This is a genomic window from Chryseobacterium sp. KCF3-3 (assembly GCF_045865955.1).
Taxonomy (GTDB): domain Bacteria; phylum Bacteroidota; class Bacteroidia; order Flavobacteriales; family Weeksellaceae; genus Chryseobacterium.
Window position 1 is genome coordinate 2,157,125 of sequence record NZ_AP035792.1, and the last position, 17,513, is coordinate 2,174,637.

General features: G+C 35.9%; 17 protein-coding genes. 6 read left to right on the forward strand and 11 right to left on the reverse strand.

Going from position 1 to position 17,513, the window contains the following annotated elements; genetic code table 11:
• Positions 1-225: 225 nt before the first annotated feature.
• Both ACKTTZ_RS09650 and ACKTTZ_RS09655 read right to left on the reverse strand, forming a co-directional pair.
• Positions 226-1,146, reverse strand: coding sequence for a M28 family peptidase (locus tag ACKTTZ_RS09650; RefSeq protein ID WP_034691565.1), 921 nt, complete (start codon positions 1,144-1,146; stop codon positions 226-228).
• Between the two features lie 144 nt (positions 1,147-1,290).
• Complete coding sequence (locus ACKTTZ_RS09655; RefSeq protein ID WP_216443473.1) at positions 1,291-1,680, reverse strand: DUF4293 family protein; 390 nt, start codon at positions 1,678-1,680, stop codon at positions 1,291-1,293.
• 144 nt (positions 1,681-1,824) lie between these two features.
• Between ACKTTZ_RS09655 and rho the strand changes: the two genes are divergently transcribed.
• Both rho and ACKTTZ_RS09665 read left to right on the forward strand, forming a co-directional pair.
• Complete coding sequence (gene rho / locus ACKTTZ_RS09660; RefSeq protein ID WP_034691561.1) at positions 1,825-3,660, forward strand: transcription termination factor Rho; 1,836 nt, start codon at positions 1,825-1,827, stop codon at positions 3,658-3,660.
• 194 nt (positions 3,661-3,854) lie between these two features.
• Positions 3,855-4,451, forward strand: a complete 597-nt coding sequence (locus ACKTTZ_RS09665) for a superoxide dismutase (RefSeq protein WP_034691558.1) — start codon at positions 3,855-3,857, stop codon at positions 4,449-4,451.
• A gap of 69 nt (positions 4,452-4,520) precedes the next feature.
• On the opposite strand, the gene ACKTTZ_RS09670 is transcribed toward ACKTTZ_RS09665, so the two are convergent.
• Positions 4,521-4,940 carry a DUF6146 family protein gene (locus ACKTTZ_RS09670; RefSeq protein ID WP_034691555.1) on the reverse strand — a complete coding sequence of 140 codons (420 nt, stop codon included), beginning with the start codon at positions 4,938-4,940 and terminating at the stop codon, positions 4,521-4,523.
• A 51-nt stretch (positions 4,941-4,991) separates the two neighbouring features.
• Positions 4,992-6,182, reverse strand: a complete 1,191-nt coding sequence (locus tag ACKTTZ_RS09675; protein WP_407848552.1) for an endonuclease — start codon at positions 6,180-6,182, stop codon at positions 4,992-4,994.
• Between the two features lie 246 nt (positions 6,183-6,428).
• On the opposite strand from ACKTTZ_RS09675, the gene ACKTTZ_RS09680 reads away from it, so the two are divergent.
• Positions 6,429-9,308, forward strand: coding sequence for a carboxypeptidase regulatory-like domain-containing protein (locus tag ACKTTZ_RS09680; RefSeq protein WP_407848554.1), 2,880 nt, complete (start codon positions 6,429-6,431; stop codon positions 9,306-9,308).
• Positions 9,309-9,334: 26 nt separating this feature from the next.
• Complete coding sequence (locus ACKTTZ_RS09685; RefSeq protein ID WP_034691549.1) at positions 9,335-10,759, forward strand: DUF5689 domain-containing protein; 1,425 nt, start codon at positions 9,335-9,337, stop codon at positions 10,757-10,759.
• 76 nt (positions 10,760-10,835) lie between these two features.
• Here the strand turns inward: ACKTTZ_RS09685 and ACKTTZ_RS09690 are convergent, their stop codons facing one another.
• The 6 genes from ACKTTZ_RS09690 to ACKTTZ_RS09715 all read right to left on the reverse strand — a co-directional run bounded on the left by ACKTTZ_RS09690 (position 10,836) and on the right by ACKTTZ_RS09715 (position 15,283).
• Complete coding sequence (locus tag ACKTTZ_RS09690) at positions 10,836-11,387, reverse strand: inclusion body family protein (protein ID WP_034691547.1); 552 nt, start codon at positions 11,385-11,387, stop codon at positions 10,836-10,838.
• 275 nt (positions 11,388-11,662) lie between these two features.
• Positions 11,663-12,133 (reverse strand): DUF6702 family protein, encoded by a 471-nt coding sequence (locus ACKTTZ_RS09695; protein WP_226798727.1) that lies wholly within the window; start codon positions 12,131-12,133, stop codon positions 11,663-11,665.
• Positions 12,134-12,191: 58 nt separating this feature from the next.
• A complete protein-coding gene (locus tag ACKTTZ_RS09700) occupies positions 12,192-12,944 on the reverse strand; it encodes a TIGR00730 family Rossman fold protein (protein ID WP_051934163.1) in 753 nt (250 codons plus the stop codon).
• Positions 12,945-12,953: 9 nt separating this feature from the next.
• Positions 12,954-13,667 (reverse strand): nucleotidyltransferase family protein, encoded by a 714-nt coding sequence (locus tag ACKTTZ_RS09705; RefSeq protein ID WP_034691545.1) that lies wholly within the window; start codon positions 13,665-13,667, stop codon positions 12,954-12,956.
• A 70-nt stretch (positions 13,668-13,737) separates the two neighbouring features.
• Positions 13,738-14,154, reverse strand: coding sequence for an RNase adapter RapZ (locus ACKTTZ_RS09710; RefSeq protein WP_081906357.1), 417 nt, complete (start codon positions 14,152-14,154; stop codon positions 13,738-13,740).
• A gap of 109 nt (positions 14,155-14,263) precedes the next feature.
• A complete protein-coding gene (locus ACKTTZ_RS09715; RefSeq protein ID WP_407848558.1) occupies positions 14,264-15,283 on the reverse strand; it encodes an aminoglycoside phosphotransferase family protein in 1,020 nt (339 codons plus the stop codon).
• 229 nt (positions 15,284-15,512) lie between these two features.
• On the opposite strand from ACKTTZ_RS09715, the gene xrtF reads away from it, so the two are divergent.
• Complete coding sequence (gene xrtF, locus ACKTTZ_RS09720) at positions 15,513-16,043, forward strand: exosortase family protein XrtF (protein WP_034691538.1); 531 nt, start codon at positions 15,513-15,515, stop codon at positions 16,041-16,043.
• On the forward strand, positions 16,030-16,467 hold the full coding sequence (locus tag ACKTTZ_RS09725; RefSeq protein ID WP_407848561.1) for an exosortase F system-associated membrane protein: 438 nt from the start codon (positions 16,030-16,032) through the stop codon (positions 16,465-16,467). Before xrtF ends, ACKTTZ_RS09725 begins: the two co-directional genes overlap by 14 nt.
• A 21-nt stretch (positions 16,468-16,488) precedes the next feature.
• Here ACKTTZ_RS09725 and ACKTTZ_RS09730 read toward each other — a convergent pair whose 3' ends face one another.
• Entirely contained in the window at positions 16,489-17,496 is a 1,008-nt protein-coding gene (locus tag ACKTTZ_RS09730; protein ID WP_034691536.1) for a cation diffusion facilitator family transporter, read from the reverse strand.
• Between the last annotated feature and the right edge of the window lie 17 nt (positions 17,497-17,513).

Genomic DNA, 17,513 nt, shown 5'->3' on the forward strand with positions numbered 1-17,513 from the left:
AAAATTGGATAGCAAAATTACGTAAAATTAAAAGATAAGACGTTCTTAATCCTGTTTTACTTTACTGGATAAGTTTCAAAAAGTGTCTTTTTGTTACAACTCAGCGCTATTAAGCATTATTTTTTTGAATAAATAAACCTGAACAGGGCTTAAGAACAGGAGATCGTAAGGTATTGCTGTTTAATAAAAAAAACTGCTGAAACAGCAGTTTTTATATTATTTCAATTAAAATTTTACCTGATCATTGTATTTAGGAGCAAAATTTTTAGGACTCAGTTTGTCCAGTGTTTTTCCCAAATTATTGATGATCTGAGTCATATTATCAAAATCTACAACGTTGATGTCATCATTTTCATGGTGATAATGAGACGCTTTGGTCATATCAACAGTAGAAAATGAATGGGCAATGATTTTCTTTTTGACAAAGCTTACATTGTCTGAACGGTAGAATAGCTGCTGTTTTGCATAGGGATCTGCATTGATTTTTAATCCATTCACTGCATTTTGATTGAAAAGTTCATCAAGATCTGAGAATCCGTCTCCTGTCATATATAATGCATTTTTTCCCCATTGAGATTCTGTAGCAACCATTTCAAAATTGAAAAGAGCAGTCATTTTATTATAAATATGATCCAGATTTTTATCGGTGGAAATCGCTCTTGAGCCCAACATTCCTTTTTCTTCTCCATTGAATGCCATGAATACCATAGAGAATTCCGGTTTTTTATTTTTAAAATAATCGGCAATGCCTACCAGAGTAGTAATTCCGCTGGCGTCATCATCTGCTCCGTTATAAATATTGTCTCCGCTTTTATCACTGGTTCCGATATGGTCAAAATGACCTGAAAAACCCAGATACTGATCTGATTTTCCTTTTTTGATTCCGCAAACATTGTAAACGGTCTTTCCGTTGTAGTCAAAAGGTACCAGATAAGATTTTCCGGTACAATATTCCAGATTATTTTCTTTGAAAAGTTTTGCAATATAATTGGCAGCATTTTCATTTTCCTGAGTTCCGATCTCACGGCCTTTCATTTCATCTGAAGCGAGAGTGGAAAGAACTGTTTTTACTCTTTCCTTGGAAACTTCCTGTCCAAAAGTAAATATGGAGAATAGTGATAAAGTAAGATACGTTAGCTTTTTCATTGTCTTTTGTTAAAATTATATGATCTGTCGTGCTTTTAATCAAAAAGTTGCAATGAATTTACATAATTTAAATTAAGAATGGGTGACAAATAAAAAAACAGCTCCTTAAAAGAAGCTGTTCTCACTCAAAAAATCGTTGTAAGGCTATCGAAGTCTGTCTACAGATTTTACGAGCCTCTCATCTTTACGGATGTAAATGTTTGCTATAAGCAGACAGATTACCGCAATCAATGGGAAAATCGGCTCAATACCCTTCTCAGGAATTTGAATTCCTCCGGATAAGTTTAGTAACCAGTACGCCAATACACCAATCAACAAAGCGTTTATAATGATGCTGATGGTATTCAGCAAAATTTGTCTTTTTCTGTTTTTGAAACTAAAAATACTTAATGCTCCGATAATAACAAGTACTATACAGCTTATATTAAGTAAAGGAATACTGTCTGAAATGACAACATCCTGTCCTGTTATAAAAAGGAAAACAGCAGCTAAAACTGCTAATAAAGTCCATATTGTTTGTATTCTCTGTAGCATTGAATATTAAATTCTTGGCAAAAATAATATAAATTTTGCACAATTCAAAAATAAGTGTAGATTTGCATTATACAATGTACTTGAAAACAAAAGTCACCGGACTTACTTTTCTTACTCACAATTAATTACATTTTTACATTAAATATGTTTAACATAGAAACGTTAAGGTCAAAATCCGTAACGGAACTGACTAAAATCTTAAAAGATTTGGGCGTTAAAGTTGCAAGAACCAGCAATGAAAATGACAAGATCTTTGCTATTCTTGACTTTCAGGCTTCTAACCCTAAAGTTGCAAAAGATTATTTCAACGCCACCGAAACCGCCAGTGTAAATACTGAAGAGGCTCCAGCAGAAAAACCTGCCAAAGCCCCGGCAAAAAAAGCTGCCCCGAAAAAAACAGCAGCCAAGCCAAAAGCACCAGCAAAAGCTCCAGTAGAAACTAAAACAGAGGAAATAGTAGAAGAAAAGGTAGCTGCTTCTGAAGAAATAAAACCGGAAGAACCAAAAGCTGAACCCACTGTAGCAACAGTAACAGAAGAATCAGCAGCAACTGCTCAGGCAAAAAAGAAAAGAAAAAGAGTTTCTACCAATGCAGGGAATGCAGAAGTATCTCAGGAAAGAACTGAAACTCCAAAAAACACAGAACCTCAAGAGCCTGCTCAGGCTGAAGAAAAGCCTAACAATCCTCAACAACCACAGGCTAACAGACCCCAAAAAGGGCACAACCATCCACAGAACAGTGGAAACCAACATAAAAATCAAAACCAACAACATCAGCATCAGCAGCACCAAAACCAAAATCAGAATCAAAACAGACATTCTGAAAAGGCAGAGGAGCAGAACGACCATAAAAAAGAATTCAATTTCGATGGATTGGTAAGTATTGAAGGTGTTTTGGAAATCTTACCGGATAACTATGGATTTTTACGTTCCTCAGATTTCAGCTATATCTCTTCTCCGGATGATGTGTATGTATCTACAGCACAGATCAGGAATTATGGGTTAAAAACCGGAGATACAGTGAAAGGAATTGTAAGACTTCCAAAAGAAGGAGAGAAATACTTTTCATTGTTAAAACCAACAGAAGTAAACGGACGTGATCTTGCATTCATCAAAGACCGTGTTGCTTTTGAATATCTTACTCCGCTTTTCCCGGAAGAAAAATTCAATTTGGCAGGAAGCAATTCTACCATTTCTACAAGAATTGTAGATTTATTTGCACCTATCGGAAAAGGTCAGAGAGCAATGATCGTTGCACAGCCTAAAACAGGTAAGACGATGTTGCTGAAAGATATTGCTAATTCTATTGCAGCCAACCACCCGGAAGTATACATGATGGTTCTTCTGATTGACGAACGTCCGGAAGAGGTTACTGATATGGAAAGAAGCGTAAATGCAGAAGTAATTGCTTCTACATTTGATGAAGCAGCAGAAAAACATGTGAAAGTAGCCAACCTTGTTCTTGCAAAAGCACAAAGAATGGTAGAATGCGGACATGATGTGGTTATTTTACTGGATTCTATTACAAGATTAGCAAGAGCTTACAACACCGTAACGCCTGCATCTGGTAAAGTACTTTCCGGTGGGGTAGATGCCAATGCTCTTCACAAGCCAAAAAGATTCTTCGGAGCGGCAAGAAAAATTGAAGGCGGAGGTTCTCTTACCATTATTGCTACAGCATTAATTGATACAGGATCTAAAATGGATGAAGTTATCTTTGAAGAATTCAAAGGTACAGGTAACATGGAACTTCAGCTGGACAGAAAAATTGCCAACAGAAGAATTTATCCTGCTATTGACCTTATTTCTTCCAGCACCCGTAGAGATGATCTGCTTCTGGATGAAGTAACTTCTCAGAGAATGTGGATCTTCAGAAAATATCTTTCTGAAATGAATCCTGTAGAAGCTATGGAATTTGTTAATAAAAACATCAAAGGAACTCTGAATAATGAAGAATTCCTGATGTCTATGAATAAATAAATTTAATTTAATATTGTTAAATAGAAAGCACGGATCATTGGGTTCGTGCTTTTTATTAATAGGATAAAAAAATTGAAACTTAATTCATTCTAAATCAATATATCAATGTTAAAGATTTATTAAAGTAATCCACAATCCTTGATAATACCTTAAATATTGGCTAATTTTGAAATATAACATTAAAAATAAAGATTATGTCATTTGAATTACCAAAACTAGGATATGCATACGATGCATTAGAGCCAACGATCGATGCAAGAACTATGGAAATCCACCATACAAAACACCACCAGGCATACATTGACAATTTAAATAAAGCAATTGAAGGAACTGAACTAGCAGGAAAAACTATTGAAGAAATCTGCCAGACAGGAACTGACAAGCCAGCAGTAAGAAATAACGGAGGAGGTCACTTCAACCACTCTCTATTCTGGGAAATTTTAACTCCTGGAGGAAGCAAAGAGCCTGTAGGAAATGTAAAGGCTGCTATCGAAAATTACGGAGGTCTTGATAAATTCAAAACTGATTTTTCTGATGCTGCTAAAACAAGATTCGGTTCAGGATGGGCTTGGTTAGTAAAAAATGCTGACGGTTCTGTATCTGTTTCTTCTACACCAAACCAGGACAACCCATTAATGCCTGTAGCAGACGTTAAAGGAACTCCGGTTTTAGGATTAGACGTTTGGGAGCACGCTTATTATTTAAACTACCAAAACAGAAGACCTGACTATGTTTCTGCATTCTTCGATGTAGTAAACTGGGATAAAGTAGAAGAATTATTCAATAAATAATTTTCAGCTATTATAAAAATGAAAAGGTTCAGAATTATTCTGAACCTTTTTTATTGCATAAATTTAAATTTACCTTATTGCATCGCTTCCGGATAATCCATTCAATCTTAGCTTGTATTTCCAGTTTACATAGGCGAAAACCTGGTATAATTTATATTCAAACTTGATCCCGTAATTTTCCTTAGGATCATAATCTATCCCGGATTCAATAATATTTCTGTACCTGCCGGAATTATAATAGCTGTTCCACTCGTTGACCAAAAATGTGTTTTTTGTCTTCAGATAAGATTCTGTATACTGGCTGATAGGTTTGGCGACAGCACTCAGAAAATAATCAAATTGGGTATCAATGACCGTAAGTTCCCATTCTCCGTCTTCATTTTTAGAAGGCTTCATTTCATGTTGCTCTTTATCTTTCTTTGGTGTTTCCTGAGAAAAACAGCTGAAAGGTATCAATGCAATCATTACTAATAAAATAATATTTTTCATGATATAGGTATTTATATAAAAAAAGCACTCCAATAAGAGTGCCTAACTTTTTTATGGTTCTTTCTGAAGAACTACAAATGCCGGGAAGTGGTCACTGTAGCCTCCTGTAAACTGGTCTCCATTCCAGGATCTGAAAGGATATCCTTTGTAATTTCCTTCTTTATTGACAAGATAAGCCGGAGCGAAAATTTCTGCTTTGTACACAGAATATTCTTTAGTTACCTGATCTGAAATTACGTTTTTAGAAACGATAATCTGGTCAAACAGGTTGGGAGCATCCTGATAAGCTAAAGAAGCAACTCCTTTCTTATATAAAGGATACATCAAGTTAAGATAAGGAGTTTCCTCGCTTAAATCTTTAGGGCTTGCCTGAGCTTTCAAATGGTTTTTTAAACTTGGGCTTACAGGATCGTCGTTAAAGTCACCCATAGCAAAAAGCTTTGTTGTTGGATCTGCAGCTCTTATGCTGTCCATCTGTTGTTTTAATAAAGCAGCAGCAGCATTTCTTTTAGGTAGAGAAATTGCTTCACCACCTCTTCTTGAAGGCCAGTGGTTCATAAAAAACGCTACTTTTTCATTATCTAAAAATCCTGTTACTACAAGGATGTCTCTTGTGTATTCTCTTTTTCCGTTGTCACCGTAAATTACCAGTTCTTTTTTTAATGAATTGGTTGGGGTAAACCTTCTTTTCTGATAGATCAATGCAACGTCAATTCCTCTGTAGTCATAAGAGTTGTAATGAATAATTCCGTAGTCATATTTCTTTAAAGCAGGTTCGTTCACAAGATCCTGAATGACCTGTCTGTTTTCAACCTCAATTAAACCTACTACTGCAGGAGCTGTTTTGGTATATTGTGCTCCCATTTCAGAAATTACCTTAGCTTCGTTGGCCAGTTTTGCCTTATAAATTTTAGCTCCGTAGTTCTTAGCACTTTTAGGAGTGAATTCTTCAGAACCACTTTGTATTCTTACTGCTTTTTTCCCTTTTAAAGCTCCATCGCTCCATGGTCCGTCATATTTTTCTGCTTCCAGAAACTGAATAGAATCCATCGGGATACTTCTGTGGAAAGCAGGGTTTTTAATGTCTTTGGTTCCGTCAATATAATCTGCTGAGCGAATAGTGTCCCAAAGGTTTTCTACATTTAAGAAACCTACGGTTGCTACTTTTCTCAGTTTTCCTTGTTGTTGGGAGAATGCCACGATCGAAATAAACAGGGCAAACAGACTCGAAAATCTCTTCATCTCTTTGGAGTTTTATTATACTATTAATTACAAATTTACTTTTTTTTAACTTGCTGCGTTTTAAATATTTGTAAATTTAAAAGCAGTAATTCGAACCTCTCTTTTATAATGATTCTTAAAAGATTGCAATGTTAAGGAAAAATAACGTTAAAAAAGTTCTGAATTGCAAAATTTGATTAAATTTGTGCCCCCAACTTTTAAACTGTTGAAAATTAACAATAAAAGTATTAAAAAATAAATATACTCATGATTAAAAAATTATCATTGATCTCTTTATTTACTTTGCTGCCTGCGTCATATTATTATGCGCAGACCACTGTGTTTGCGTATCTTAAGGATGCGGACGGTAAACCTGTGGAGCAAGCAAGTGTAGATTTAAAAGGAGCAGGAAATGATGCAAAGGCAGACAAAATCGGATATTTCCAATTTAAGGATTTGATGCCTGGACATTATCAGATTATGGTTACAAAACCCAATTTTGAAACTAAAATTTTTGAATTTGATGTAACCAGTGATGAGAAAAGAAAAGATCTTGGAGTAATTACTCTTTATTCTGCACTGAATGGTGCTGATCAAGGGTTAGCTATCATAGAAGATTCTGGAGAAAGTGATGGCGGTGGTGCACAGCAAACAGCAACGGTAGGATTATTACAGTCTTCTCAGGATGTTTTCAGCAGAATTGCAAGTTTTGATTTAGGACCTTACTGGTTCCGTCCAAGAGGAATTGATAGCAGAACAGGTGAGAATATGATCAATGGGGTTTCTATGGCCGCGGCAGATAATGGAGATGTAGACTTCAGTACCTGGGGAGGATTGAACGAAATTACCCGTTACCCGGAAATTGCAGCTAACCATGCCCCTTCAGAGTATGCTTTCGGAGGAACTACCGGAGTTTTTTATAAAAATACAAAAGCCAGCGAGTACAGAAAAGGAAGTCAGTTGACGTACTCTCTGACCAATAGAAATTATACCAACAGATTATCCTACAGATTTTCATCCGGAATGAATAAGAACGGATGGGCATTTACAGGAATGATTGCGAGAAGATGGGCACAGGAAGGGATTCAGGATGGTACTGCTTATGATGCATACAGCGGATATGTCGGTATTGAGAAGAAATTCAGTGATAGCCATACTATGACTTTGAATGCCATAGGTTCTAAATATGCGAGAAGCTCTTCAAGTCCAAGTACTCAGGAAGTATATGACTTCAGAGGAGTTCATTATAACTCTTATTGGGGATGGCAAAACGGAGATAAAAGAAATGAAAGAGTGAAAAGAGGTTTCCAGCCGATGATTCAATTACAGGATTTCTGGAAAATCAATAAAAACTCTCAGTTGTGGACGTCTGTTTCTTACCAGTTTGGGAAAGAGTACAGTTCAAGATTAGACTGGTACAGAGCTAATAACCCTTCTCCAACTTATTACCGTAATCTGCCAAGCTATTGGTTAAATTATACAAATCCATCTCCGGAGCAGGCTGCCAACATCGGAATCACAAGAGACTGGTGGACGAATGATGACCAGTCACACACACAGATCAACTGGGATAATCTTTACAATGCGAACAGAAACGTAGAGTACAATGCGTTACTTGGCGGAAGAAGAGCTGCTTATTATCTTGTGGATGACGTAAAAGATGATAAAGTATGGAATGTATCTACTCACTATACGTATAACTTCACCGATACTTCCCGTTTTATCTTAAACTTATCTTACCAGAACTACAGATCTGAGCAGTACAGAGAAGTGAATGACCTATTAGGTGCTGATTTTGCATTGAATATGGATCCATTTGCATCTAATACAACAGCAGGAAATGCTTGGGGGAAATTCAATACGAGAGAAAGCGATACAGATGTTGCCAAAAGAGAAGGTGATAAAATCGGATACAGCTATATCTTCAGAAGACAGGAATTCAAAATAAATCCTGCTTTCAAATTCTCCACAGGAAAATTTGATGTTTTTATTTCCGGATTATTCGGTTATACTACAAACAGCAGAGAAGGATTGTTCCAACACTATCTGTATGAGTCTTCTTACGGAAAAGGAGCAGATCAAAACTTCTGGAATGCAGGGGTTAAAGGTCAGGTTACCTATAAAATCAATGGGAGAAACTTCCTGGTTTATAATGGAGCTTACTTTTCACAATCTCCTTTCTTAAATGATATTTACTTTAATACAAGAGTAAGTGGTGTTACTACTCCGGGGATCAAAAATGTTGTTGTTGATGCTAACGATTTGAGCTACGTAATCTCTACCCCAATTGTTAAACTTAGATTGACAGGTTACCTTGTTAATACTCAAAACGAAACAAGCGTACAAAGATATTTTGCACAAGGTGTTAAATTAACTACCTTAACTGAAAGTGGAGAACAGGCTCCAATTCAGGATGGGGCTTTCATTACGCAGGTATTGGCAGGTGCGAATAAGAGAAATATGGGAATTGAGCTTGGTGCACAAGTGAAAGTAACTCCAACCTTAACTGCCAGTGGGTTATTAAGTTTAGGACAATACACTTATACCAATAACCCTACAGTGTATTTTGCATCTGATGCCGTTGGAACTTTCAGAGAGCTTGACGGAAATGGAAATATCGTATCAAGATCTTATACCAACATGGGTGAGGCTACTCTTAAAAATTACAGACAAGGTGGTACTCCTCAGGAGGCATATACGCTAGGTCTTCGTTACAGCAGCCCTAAAAACTACTGGTGGGTAGGAGCAACTTGGAACTACTTTGGGCATTCGTTCCTGGATCCATCTCCTGTAACCAGAACAGAAAGATTCTACACCAATCCAAATACACCTGGAGTACCTTCTGATAATGTCACTGAAGAGGAGCTGGCAAGAGTTCTTACGCCTACAAAATTACCTTCAGCATTCTTCTTCAATGTGAATGCAGGGAAATCCTGGATGATTGGTAAGTATTATGTAATGGTATCCGGATCTGTCAATAACATCCTTAATAACAGAAACTATATTACAGGAGGATTTGAGCAGACCAGAAATGTTAACTATACTGATTATGCTAATGATTATGACAGCGGAAACATGGTATTCGCTCCTAAATATTGGTACAATCAGGGTAGATCTTATTTTGTTAATCTTCAATTCAGATTCTAAAAAACTAAAATTAAAAATCGAAAACAATGAAAAATATATATTTTAAAGCGGCGATCTTCAGTGCCATTTCAATGCTGTCTTTCTCGTCTTGTGTAAAAACTGATGATTATGATGTGCCGGAAATCAAGTGTACCAACAGGTTTGCAGCTGCAAATCACCCGTTAACTGACCTTGCTACCATTGCAAAAGCAAAACCAGGTGAAGCTGATATTATTAAAGAAGATTACATCGTAGAAGCTTATGTATCTTCAAGTGATGAATCAGGAAATATTTACAAAATGATGTTCCTTCAGGATAAGCCTGAAAACCCAACTCAAGGGATTGAAATTGATATCGATGGTGGAAACCAATATCTTGATTATCCTACAGGAGCTTTGGTAAGAATTAACCTGAAAGGATTGATCGTTCAAGGTGTTAACGGAAATATCAAAGTAGGTACTTATGATCCAAACTATCCTATCGGTAGAATTAATCCTAATAAAGTATCCAATTACCTGGCAAGAGTTTGTGATGGGCAAAAACCTGTAGTAGCTGCAATGAAACCATTAGAGTTCAATTCTATCTCTGATGCTTTGAAAAACGGTGCTCACATCAACCAACTTGTAAAAATTAAAAACGTTCAGTTTGAAGAGCCTGAACTGACAAAAACTTTTGCTGATGAATCAGCTACGGGTGACCGTTATATTACAGATAAAAAAGCAGGAAGATTAGACCTTCGTTTCAGCAACTATGCAACGTTTGCGAAATCTCCGATCTCTCCTAAATATGAAAAAAGCGGTGATATCGTTCTTCTTCTAAGCCGTTTTACAAGTTCAAGTAATGCAACGATTTTCACAGATCAGGCTTATATCAGAAATCTTGATGATATTAACTTCCCGAATGCCAGATTCACTCCAGGTGAGCCGGAACTTCCATCAGCTAATGCTGTCAATCTTTTCCCTAGCTCTGATTTTGAAAACTGGCCATCTTTCCTGTCAAGTTTAAACAGCTTTGGACTTATGTCTTATGCATCTCAGGGTATTGGTTTGGGGTATAACGGGACAAACTCCCTTCAGATTAAAGGGACACCTGCCAATAATGACTATGTATTTACAGCGAATGCAGGGTCAGGAATACCAGCAGCTCCAAAGAGAATTACAATGTATATCAAAGGTACTGCATCAGGAAAATCACTTTCTTTCAATGTATACAGAGCAACACCATTAGCTCCTAATACGTCTGCTTTCTATACATTCAATTTAGCAACATTCTCTACCGGTGCTACTTTAAGTCCGGAAAGTACGAATTCATATAACGGTTCTATCAATACGAACGGACAATGGAGACTGATTGAGCTTACGCTTACAGGTCTTACCGATCTTAATACTACCGCTGGAAAAACTATGTTTGCCCTTAAAACAGGAAAAGACGGTATATATGATCTTCAGATTGATAACATCAAAATTGAGTAATAATTAGAATAGAATATATTTTAATTCATTTAATAATAAAAAAACCACTGTTGAAGCAGTGGTTTTTTATTTTCTTTTATTTAACTGTAATCGTTGGATCCCAGTAAAAGTAACCGTACAGAATCTGTTTGTTACTGTCATTCGGATCTAAAATATAAAGTCCAAACTGTACATAGAAATTCTCTGTTCCTGTAGCTTTTACTTTAGAGTCAATACTCGCAAATGTGATATCTGCACTGGCAGCAGGAAGACCATTTTGAGAATTCAAATTAGGTACAGCAGCCTTTTTTCTTTCCACAGAATTGTATATAAAGCTGTTAAAAACCTGATCGCCTGACCAGTACTTAATATTATAGATGATTACTGCATCATCGGAGTTTTGGTATATTGATGTTCCTCTGAAAGAAACAGTATCCCCGGCTCTTGCACTGAAATTCAAATCAGCTGTACCTTGTCCGGAAATAGCGTTGGCATTGGAAACGATCATATGTTGGCTGTTATGATCAATCCCGGTAGGATTATTAGGGTCTGTACTTGGGTTTTTATAAGTACCTCTTACATAATCCGTGTCAATAACGATCAGGACATCAATTTCCTGACTGGATGATTTTAGTTCTATATCTTCCATGATATTTAGTTTTGTTTGGTGTTTTCTTACTCATTGGGCTTTTCAGATTCCGCCCCGTTATTAAAGTGATACGGCTTCACTGATTGGGTTGTAATTACAATACAAATGTACATTGCTGAAAATGAAAATATTAGAGTAAAAATGCTGAAATTTTGAATTAGGTATTTGTACTTAATTAATCTCTTTTTAGTGATTTTTTGAAGTTCCAAAAAAATACCCTGAAAAGTTCAACTTTCCAGGGTACCCATTTTATAATGGTTAAATCTAATTTTCGTTTAAAAAGAAACCTCGTTCACTTCTTTTCCTCTTTGGAAGTTCATTGTTTTCTGGCTGCCTTTGTATGCTATATTTACCAGATTGATCTGCTTAGGAAAAGCGCTCAAAAGGATCGTGTTTTTAATCTTTAAGGTATTGATATCCGAAACGCCTCCGGTTTCGAAATATACCCATACAGTTTCTCCACTGACCTGACTTCCTGTGAAGGTAATCGTTTTAGGAGACCCATTGACAAATACATCAAAATTATTGTTCACATATTTTTTTACCTCTGCTTCAAATCCTGCCGTGTTAGGGTTGATTTTAATAGCATCAGAGATATGGCTTGTATTCATTTTTGTGGTAAACTTCAATGTCTTGCTTCCATCAATATAGTCAACTTTGGTCATTGAAGAGAAAAAGTCTACATACATAAAACTCATTAACACAAAAAATGTTAAAATTCCTGATATATATAAAAGTTTTTTCATCTTAATTAATAGATTTACAATCATACTTGCTAGTTATAAGTCACAAATAATATGCCAATTAGAAATTTACATTTACAGAATATTTATCATAAAAGGCTTTAATATGCGCTACAGCCTCATCAGCCGTATCTACCACACGATAAAGATCAAGATCATCTTCCGCAATCATTCCTTCTTTTAACAGAGTTGCTTTAAACCAATCCAGTAATCCACCCCAGAATTCACTTCCTACCAAAACAATTGGGAATTTTCCAATTTTGTTGGTCTGAATCAAGGTCATCGCTTCGGTCAGCTCATCCAGTGTTCCGAATCCTCCAGGCATTACTACGAAACCTTGAGAGTATTTTACAAACATTACTTTTCTCACGAAAAAGTAATCAAAGTTCATCGAATAGGATTTGTTGATGTATGGATTGAAATGCTGTTCAAAAGGAAGATCAATATTAAGTCCTATAGATTTCCCTTTGGCATTAAAAGCACCTTTATTTCCTGCTTCCATAATCCCCGGACCGCCTCCGGTAATAATTCCGAAACCTAGTTTGGTGATCTTTTCAGCGATATCTACTGCCATTTCATAATATTTGTTCTCCGGCTTCAGTCGGGCAGAGCCAAATATAGAAACGCATGGGCCAATTTTAGCCAGTTTTTCATAGCCGTCTACAAATTCAGCCATGACCTTGAAGACCATCCAGCTGTCTTTGGTGATTGTTTCGTCCCAGGTTTTCTGTCTGAAACTGTTATGCAGTTTTGTTTCGTTAATGTCAAGTTCTGGATTTACTAAACTTTCATCCCTGGTTCCATCAATTTCCATTGCAAAAATTTATTTAAAATGTTTTTCGGCTTCTATTACGGATGATGGTCTTCCGACATCAATAAGAATACTGTCGTGTACAAAACCATGTATATGCTCGGTCTGCATCAGATCCAGATATTCTTCCATAACAGAGAATTTGCCTGTTCTTTTTATTTTTTCGAAGATGACAGGATTGATACAATGAATTCCGCTGAATGCAAGGGGTCTAAAGCCTTTATTGAATTCTGCCAACCTTTGTTCACCAGTCTGTACATTCAGCCATCCTCTCAAAACCATATCATCATTGAAAAGGAGTTTTCTCGAACTTTCTCTGTCCGAAACCGCTAAAGTAGCAAAATCTTTTATCTTTTTGTGGTATTCTACCAATGCATTGATGTTCAGATCGGTTAGAATATCAGCGTTCATGATTAAAAAATCTTCTCCGTGATCCAGGAATTTTCTTGCAAATATCAAGCCGCCACCAGTTTCCAGAAGCTCATTGGTTTCATCAGAGATTTCAATCTTGCAACCGAAATTATTGTTTTTATTCAGAAAATCAACAATCTGTTCTCCAAAATGATGAATGTTGATAACAAAATCCTTTATTCCGAAACTTTTCAGGTAATTAATATTTCTTTCCAGAAGCGGAATTTCATTTACCTTGGCGAGTGCTTTTGGGTGATGATCTGTAAATGGCTTAAGCCTGGTACCTTTTCCTGCTGCGAAAATTAAAGCTTTCATAATTTTATAAGTAATGAGTGATTGGTAATGAGTAATATATAAGTGTAATTAGAAAATTACTTATTGCTCATTACTGATTACTAATATTCAGTTGCGGTTGTTCATCATGATGAAGGGTTACCTGAGTTCCTTCAGGATATTTTTCTCTGATAAATTCTGCAATTTTTATAGCGGAATATACTGATCTGTGCTGTCCGCCTGTACATCCGAAGTTGATTTGAAGATGTTCGAAGCCTCTTGCAAGGTAATCGTCGATATTGATAGAAACCAGAGATTTTATAAGTTCTAAAAACTTTGGCATTTCTGTTTTTGTTTCCAGATATTCCTGAACTCCGATGTCATTTCCGGTCTGGATTTTATATTCTTCAATTCTTCCGGGATTTAAGATTCCACGGCAGTCAAAAGCGAAACCTCCGCCATTTCCTGAATTGTCTTTAGGAATTCCTCCTTTCTTGTAAGAAAAACTGTGTATCTCGATGTTTAGCATATTCTTTTTTATCTTTTTTTAAACCATTAAGGTTTATTTAGTTATGTTGAAATCGCTTTGTGCTTTGCTCAAATATTTTCAATCTGTCAGTCTGAGCGGAGTCGAAGACTTATTTATTTATTATTTCTTCAATTTTTTGTTTTGCCTTCTCTGATGTCAGTTGCTGAATTACTTTTTGCAATTCCGGATAATTATTCATCTGTTCCCATGAGTCTGCAAACTGGGTAATATTCTGTATCCCTTTTTCAAGGCTGGCCATGAAATGTTGCTTCCTCTGAATCAATCCTCGGAATCCGTATGCTCCCAAAACCTGTAAAAATCTCATCATCTGAATAGGCATTACTGCATTTTTCAACTGCATTCTAGTTTCAGGATTTTCAAACTGTTGAATATAATATTCCAGCATTTCCTGTTTGAAATCTTCCGGGAAATTAGCTTTAGCCTGAAAAAGAAAAGAGATGACATCATACATTAACGGACCTTTCATTGCCGATTGATAATCGATGAAAGAAACTTCATTCTTTTCATTCACCATAATATTTCTTGCCTGAAAATCTCGGATCATAATTCCTTTAGGTTCAAGATTTTCAATAAGTACAGCAATTTTTTTAAACTCTTTCAGAAGAGTAGACTTGTTGTATTCAAGTTCCAGAAAATCAGCGGCAAAATTTTTGAAGTAATAAAGATCATGAATCACGGGAAGCTCATCATAACTTTCATATTCAAAGGTTTTTGAAAAATCAATTTTCCCCTGAGTTTGTACCTGCATCTGGAAAAGCTTTTCTAAGGTCTGCTTAACCAAAGATTTCACCGTAGGAGATAATTGTTCTTTTGTAATCACCTCGGAAAGTGTTTGTTGTCCTAAAAATTCCTGAATGTACATCTTCCTGTCATCAGAAACAGCAAAGATGGAAGGGGTATTAAGACTCAGGTCAGAGAATACTTCGGAATAGTAAAGAAAACTTTCATTTTCCGGAAGATTTTCATTGTACGTGATGATGTATTTTTCAGTGCCTGTAGTGGCCAGAAAATTGACCCTCGCAGAGCCGCTTTGAGCTAATGTGACGAATTCAGAAGATTTTTTACCTATATGGTTTTCAAAAAATCGTTTTGCGTTATCAGAAGTCATAATATGGAAACAAATATACTAAATTAACATGAGTTGGAAATGATAGATTTAAGAAGTGATGGATGAAGGTCAAAGAGTTATTATCATGGAGCTGTAGAATTTTGATTTTATTGAATGTTTTTGTGAAAAATTTTCAGTGTAAGCCTAGCAATTATACCGTTTGAACTCTTGTTTTTAACTTTCTTCATTCAAATTCAGGATATTACACGCTAATTTTTATCTTTGTATTATGCTGAAAGACTTTAAACCTGTTTTGGGTATTTTATTGCGTTTTATTATTATTTATCTGGTGCTGCTTTTTGCCTATCAGTTCTATCTGAATAGTGGGAAAGACTCCGGATTGGATTCTTTTTCAAGAATGATTGCCAATCAGGTAACAGCTCTTCAGAATGCGATAGGTTACCCTACAGAACTTTATGATGATGTAAAGAATGAACAGGTTTGGTTTTATGTTAAGCAGAATTATGTGACGAGAATGGTAGAGGGCTGTAATGCGATTTCTGTTATCATTTTATTTGTGTCTTTTGTTTTTGCTTTTTATAAAGGAACGAAAACTTTTGTTTTTGTGGGAGCGGGGTTAGTATTATTGTACGTTATCAATCTTTTAAGAATTGTAGGATTGAATATTGTCATGTCAGATCATAAAGAATATGGAAAGATGTTTCACGATTTTATTTTTCCTGCCATTATTTATGGAAGTGTGGTTGTCCTTTGGCTGATCTGGATTAAATTTTTTGCTTTAAAACATGAAAATTCTTAGCTGGTTTCTGGTTATCGCAGGTGTCTGCGGATTGATTGGGGTAAGAGCTTTGGAAGGAAGTCTTTTTTATGACCCTTTTTTAGACTACTTTCACGAAGCCAATAAACATATTGAGTTCCCTGTCTTTGAATGGGGAAAACTGATTGCAGGACATGTGTTCAGGTTTATTTTAAATCTTCTTTTTTCCTGCCTGATTATTTATGGTTTATTTAAAAATAAAGAATGGACTTTACAGGGAGCTGTAATGATGATTGTAGTTTTTTCCATTACATTCCCGATTTACCTGTACTGTATTCACAACAAATTTGAGATAGGATATCTTTTTTCTTTTTATATGAGAAGATTCGTAATTCAGCCGTTGATTATCCTTTTGATTGTTCCGATGTTCTATTATCGAAAACAGGTGGCTCTTAAATCAAATTGATAAAGCCCAAACTGAATTTCCTTACTCCTCTTCAGAGATGGTATGTTTATCTACACTTGTGACATTTTCCGGGGTCCATTCTACACGCTTTACAAAGTCTTTTTCACGGACAGGACATTCTTTGATCTGACAGATTGAGCATGAAATCGGTTTACAATCGTCCATATGAAAATTGAACTCAATAGTACGTTTAATATTTTTAGCAAGAAGGATGATTACCTTTTCCATTTCTCCATGAGCGTCACGAAGATCATAATACCAGGGAAGAGTAATATGGGCATCAATATGTAAAGAGGAACCAAATTGCTGGATTTTCATGTTGTGGACATCAATCCATTCTATTTGTCTGTTTTCTTCAAGGATTTTAATCACCTGATTTAGTATTTCAGGATCCTGCTCGTCCATAATACCGCTCAGAGATTTTCGAACGATTTTATAGCCTACAAATATGATGTAAAGTCCAAAGCTTAATGCTACTACTGAATCCAGCCAATAGATTTTGGTGAAGTAAACAATAATTAAACTGGCAACCACACCAAGGGTTGTAATGGTATCCGACTGAAGATGTTTACCGGATGAAATAAGAACCAGAGAGTTTTCTCTTTCTCCTTTTTTAATAGAAATATATCCCAGCAGATAATTAATAACTGCAGTGGCAGCAATAATCCATATCCCAAGATCAATTTTACTCAGTGTTTTTCCTACAATAAGACTGTGAATTCCTTCGTAGATGATCATAACACCGGCTATGGCAATTAAGGCTCCTTCAATTCCGGAAGTCACGAATTCTACTTTCCCATGGCCATACGGGTGATCATCATCTTTAGGTTTGGCTGCAAGATGGAGAGAATAAAGTCCCATGAATGCACTGATGACATTGACGATACTTTCCATAGCATCAGAAAATACTGCATCAGAATTGGTAAGCTTCCATGCAATAATTTTTCCGACAAAAAGGATGATTCCGAACGTTGCAATAAGCTTCTGAAATCCTATTTTCTCTTTATGGGCATTTTTCTGGGTGTTCATAATTGTGTTTGATAAAA